The following is a 5,708-nucleotide window of genomic DNA, read 5'->3' as shown; positions in this document are numbered from 1 at the left end:
GGTGGTTGCTGATAGTTGGCTGATAAAAAGATTCTTCGAAGTTGACTGGATTGCAAAAAACAGTGCATAATCGAAGGCTCCGCTGAAACAGCTTCAGCGTCTTGCAACGAAGGTTGCGGGGTGCAAATAAGAAGGTGTTGAAAGTGAAAAAAGTTTGACGGTTCTTAAAAAACCGTGATAGACTACAAGGCTTCGCTGATCGCAGCAAGCAAGACGAAGTAAACGAAAAGTTGCTTCGGGGTTCGTTAAAAATTTACAGCCGATAAGCGTGGGCGTTTGAAGGTAATTGCGTAAGTTCTTCGGAACAAGTCGCAAGACTTAAAAACGCTCATGAGATAGAAGTGAAGTTCACTTTAATTCTTTTTTTATGAGTTTTGCTTGACCGCGAGGTCAGGCGCAAAATCAAGATCGAACTATAGAGTTTGATCCTGGCTCAGATTGAACGCTGGCGGCATGCCTTACACATGCAAGTCGAACGGCAGCGCGGGAGCAATCCTGGCGGCGAGTGGCGAACGGGTGAGTAATACATCGGAACGTGCCCAATCGTGGGGGATAACGCAGCGAAAGCTGTGCTAATACCGCATACGATCTACGGATGAAAGCAGGGGATCGCAAGACCTTGCGCGAATGGAGCGGCCGATGGCAGATTAGGTAGTTGGTGAGGTAAAGGCTCACCAAGCCTTCGATCTGTAGCTGGTCTGAGAGGACGACCAGCCACACTGGGACTGAGACACGGCCCAGACTCCTACGGGAGGCAGCAGTGGGGAATTTTGGACAATGGGCGAAAGCCTGATCCAGCCATGCCGCGTGCAGGATGAAGGCCTTCGGGTTGTAAACTGCTTTTGTACGGAACGAAACGGCCTTTTCTAATAAAGAGGGCTAATGACGGTACCGTAAGAATAAGCACCGGCTAACTACGTGCCAGCAGCCGCGGTAATACGTAGGGTGCAAGCGTTAATCGGAATTACTGGGCGTAAAGCGTGCGCAGGCGGTTATGTAAGACAGTTGTGAAATCCCCGGGCTCAACCTGGGAACTGCATCTGTGACTGCATAGCTAGAGTACGGTAGAGGGGGATGGAATTCCGCGTGTAGCAGTGAAATGCGTAGATATGCGGAGGAACACCGATGGCGAAGGCAATCCCCTGGACCTGTACTGACGCTCATGCACGAAAGCGTGGGGAGCAAACAGGATTAGATACCCTGGTAGTCCACGCCCTAAACGATGTCAACTGGTTGTTGGGTCTTCACTGACTCAGTAACGAAGCTAACGCGTGAAGTTGACCGCCTGGGGAGTACGGCCGCAAGGTTGAAACTCAAAGGAATTGACGGGGACCCGCACAAGCGGTGGATGATGTGGTTTAATTCGATGCAACGCGAAAAACCTTACCCACCTTTGACATGTACGGAATTCGCCAGAGATGGCTTAGTGCTCGAAAGAGAACCGTAACACAGGTGCTGCATGGCTGTCGTCAGCTCGTGTCGTGAGATGTTGGGTTAAGTCCCGCAACGAGCGCAACCCTTGTCATTAGTTGCTACATTTAGTTGGGCACTCTAATGAGACTGCCGGTGACAAACCGGAGGAAGGTGGGGATGACGTCAAGTCCTCATGGCCCTTATAGGTGGGGCTACACACGTCATACAATGGCTGGTACAAAGGGTTGCCAACCCGCGAGGGGGAGCTAATCCCATAAAACCAGTCGTAGTCCGGATCGCAGTCTGCAACTCGACTGCGTGAAGTCGGAATCGCTAGTAATCGTGGATCAGAATGTCACGGTGAATACGTTCCCGGGTCTTGTACACACCGCCCGTCACACCATGGGAGCGGGTTCTGCCAGAAGTAGTTAGCTTAACCGCAAGGAGGGCGATTACCACGGCAGGGTTCGTGACTGGGGTGAAGTCGTAACAAGGTAGCCGTATCGGAAGGTGCGGCTGGATCACCTCCTTTCTGGAAACAAGCAATTTAATTTAAACGCCCACACTTATCGGTTGTTGGAAGAAGTCGAAATCTTCATTGATTCTCGATTGGGTCTGTAGCTCAGCTGGTTAGAGCACCGTCTTGATAAGGCGGGGGTCGTTGGTTCGAGCCCAACTAGACCCACCAAATCTTCTGATATCTCGTGTGAGAGTTTGGGGGATTAGCTCAGCTGGGAGAGCACCTGCTTTGCAAGCAGGGGGTCGTCGGTTCGATCCCGTCATCCTCCACCAATAAATCGATACTTAAATTCAACACCAAAGCGGCTTTGTGCGCGAGCATGAGGCTTCTTTGTTGTTGATCGAGATCTCTTGATCAATCGGCTGTTCTTTAAAAATTCATAGAGTCGAATCAGCGTTGCTGATGGAAACTGCACATTCGTAAAGGTTTAGTGCAGACCGTGCCATCAGCAACATAGAATTTTTGATTGCGTCAAAAGAAACTTCAATTTCGAGTCAAATCGAATTTTGAATGTAACGGCATAACGCGTCAGGTGAAAGACCTGACATATTCCTTGAAAATGATTTTGTGTTTCGCAAGAAACGTCAAAGTTATAGGGTCAAGTGAATAAGAGCACGTGGTGGATGCCTTGGCAATGATAGGCGACGAAGGACGTGATAGCCTGCGATAAGCTTCGGGGAGCTGGCAAATTAGCTTTGATCCGGAGATTTCCGAATGGGGAAACCCACCGAAAGGTATCGCATGATGAATACATAGTCATGCGAGGCGAACCGGGTGAACTGAAACATCTCAGTAGCTCGAGGAAAAGACATCAACCGAGATTCCGAAAGTAGTGGCGAGCGAAATCGGAAGAGCCTGTTAGTGATAGCACAAGACATAACGGAACAGTTTGGAAAGACTGGCCATAGCGGGTGATAGCCCCGTACGTGAAATGACCTGTGTGGTACTGAGCTAACGACAAGTAGGGCGGGACACGAGAAATCCTGTCTGAATATGGGGGGACCATCCTCCAAGGCTAAATACTCATCATTGACCGATAGTGAACTAGTACCGTGAGGGAAAGGCGAAAAGAACCCCGGGAGGGGAGTGAAATAGATCCTGAAACCGCGTGCTTACAAAAAGTAGGAGCCCGCAAGGGTGACTGCGTACCTTTTGTATAATGGGTCAGCGACTTACATTCAGTGGCAAGGTTAACCGAATAGGGAAGCCGTAGAGAAATCGAGTCCGAATAGGGCGATCAGTCGCTGGGTGTAGACCCGAAACCAAGTGATCTATCCATGGCCAGGATGAAGGTGCCGTAACAGGTACTGGAGGTCCGAACCGACTAGTGTTGCAAAACTAGCGGATGAGCTGTGGATAGGGGTGAAAGGCTAAACAAACTTGGAAATAGCTGGTTCTCTCCGAAAACTATTTAGGTAGTGCCTCAAGTATTACCATCGGGGGTAGAGCACTGTTTTGGCTAGGGGGTCATGGCGACTTACCAAACCAAGGCAAACTCCGAATACCGATGAGTACAGCTTGGGAGACAGAGCACCGGGTGCTAACGTCCGGACTCAAGAGGGAAACAACCCAGACCGCCAGCTAAGGTCCCTAAAATTGGCTAAGTGGGAAACGAAGTGGGAAGGCTAAAACAGTCAGGATGTTGGCTTAGAAGCAGCCATCATTTAAAGAAAGCGTAATAGCTCACTGATCGAGTCGTCCTGCGCGGAAGATGTAACGGGGCTAAGCCAGTTACCGAAGCTGCGGATTTGCAATTTATTGCAAGTGGTAGGAGAGCGTTCTGTAAGCCTGTGAAGGTGCGTTGTAAAGCGTGCTGGAGGTATCAGAAGTGCGAATGCTGACATGAGTAGCGTTAAAGGGGGTGAAAAGCCCCCTCGCCGTAAGCGCAAGGTTTTCTACGCAACGTTCATCGGCGTAGAGTGAGTCGGCCCCTAAGGCGAGGCAGAGATGCGTAGCTGATGGGAAACAGGTCAATATTCCTGTACCGATTGTTAGTGCGATGTGGGGACGGATCTTAATAGGTCATCCAGTTATTGGATTATTCTGGTTTAGTTGGATGTAGGCGTGCATTAGGCAAATCCGGTGCACATATACCGAGGCCAACGATCGAGCGGACTTGTCCGTGAAGTGACTGAACGAGGTTCCAGGAAAAGCCACTAAGCTTCAGCTAACAACGACCGTACCGCAAACCGACACTGGTGCGCGAGATGAGTATTCTAAGGCGCTTGAGAGAACTCAGGAGAAGGAACTCGGCAAATTGACACCGTAACTTCGGAAGAAGGTGTGCCCTATTAGTGTGTAGTGAACAACGAAGCATGAATGGGTTGCAAAAAATCGGTGGCTGCGACTGTTTATTAAAAACACAGCACTCTGCAAACACGAAAGTGGACGTATAGGGTGTGACGCCTGCCCGGTGCTGGAAGATTAAATGATGGGGTGCAAGCTCTTGATTGAAGTCCCAGTAAACGGCGGCCGTAACTATAACGGTCCTAAGGTAGCGAAATTCCTTGTCGGGTAAGTTCCGACCTGCACGAATGGCGTAACGATGGCCACACTGTCTCCTCCTGAGACTCAGCGAAGTTGAAATGTTTGTGATGATGCAATCTCCCCGCGGAAAGACGGAAAGACCCCATGAACCTTTACTGTAGCTTTGTATTGGACTTTGAACAGATCTGTGTAGGATAGGTGGGAGGCTTTGAAGCAGGGTCGCTAGATCTTGTGGAGCCAACGTTGAAATACCACCCTGGTGTGTTTGAGGTTCTAACCTAGGTCCATTATCTGGATCGGGGACAGTGCATGGTAGGCAGTTTGACTGGGGCGGTCTCCTCCCAAAGCGTAACGGAGGAGTTCGAAGGTACGCTAGTTACGGTCGGACATCGTGACGATAGTGCAATGGCATAAGCGTGCTTAACTGCGAGACTGACAAGTCGAGCAGATGCGAAAGCAGGACATAGTGATCCGGTGGTTCTGTATGGAAGGGCCATCGCTCAACGGATAAAAGGTACTCTGGGGATAACAGGCTGATACCGCCCAAGAGTTCATATCGACGGCGGTGTTTGGCACCTCGATGTCGGCTCATCTCATCCTGGGGCTGTAGCCGGTCCCAAGGGTATGGCTGTTCGCCATTTAAAGAGGTACGTGAGCTGGGTTTAAAACGTCGTGAGACAGTTTGGTCCCTATCTTCCGTGGGCGCTGCAGATTTGAGGAAGCCTGCTCCTAGTACGAGAGGACCGGAGTGGACACACCTCTGGTGTATCGGTTGTCACGCCAGTGGCATTGCCGAGTAGCTAAGTGTGGAAGAGATAACCGCTGAAAGCATCTAAGCGGGAAACTCGTTTCAAGATGAGATCTGCCGGGGCCTTGAGCCCCCTAAAGAGTCGTTCAAGACCAGGACGTTGATAGGTCAGGTGTGGAAGCGCAGTAATGCGTTAAGCTAACTGATACTAATTGCTCGTGCGGCTTGACCCTATAACTTTGATCATCAAGATCAAGGTGTTATGCCAAGTTGACGCATTCAAAATACATTCAAGCCAGCGCAAGACAATTGCGCGCTGATTCCAAACTCTATGAATTCGTTTGATTGATCCCAGATCAACCAGACAACCCTTTATGCCTGATGACCATAGCGAGTTGGTACCACTCCTTCCCATCCCGAACAGGACAGTGAAACGACTCAGCGCCGATGATAGTGCGGGTTCCCGTGTGAAAGTAGGTCATCGTCAGGCTCTTACAGCCCAGAAAACCCCAGTCAGCTATGACTGGGGTTTTTTGCATT

The 5,708-nt window shown here is 50.2% G+C and carries 2 tRNA genes and 3 rRNA genes; all 5 read left to right on the top strand.

The annotated features are described in order from the left end of the window. Positions 1–410 precede the first annotated feature (410 nt). Positions 411–1,945, top strand: a 16S ribosomal RNA gene (locus tag J2W23_RS31285). A 79-nt stretch (positions 1,946–2,024) separates the two neighbouring features. After that, positions 2,025–2,101: transfer RNA gene (locus J2W23_RS31280), tRNA-Ile, on the top strand. Positions 2,102–2,129: 28 nt separating this feature from the next. After that, positions 2,130–2,205, top strand: a tRNA-Ala gene (locus tag J2W23_RS31275). Positions 2,206–2,529: 324 nt separating this feature from the next. Then, positions 2,530–5,401: ribosomal RNA gene (locus J2W23_RS31270) — 23S ribosomal RNA — on the top strand. Between the two features lie 144 nt (positions 5,402–5,545). Next, positions 5,546–5,658, top strand: a 5S ribosomal RNA gene (rrf, locus tag J2W23_RS31265). Together the 16S, 23S and 5S rRNA genes with 2 tRNA genes alongside form the textbook arrangement of a ribosomal RNA operon. The last annotated feature ends 50 nt before the right edge of the window (positions 5,659–5,708 follow it).

It is taken from the genome of Variovorax boronicumulans, from assembly GCF_030812215.1.
Lineage (GTDB): Bacteria > Pseudomonadota > Gammaproteobacteria > Burkholderiales > Burkholderiaceae_C > Variovorax > Variovorax boronicumulans_C.
This window is presented reverse-complemented; position numbering and strand designations above follow the sequence as displayed.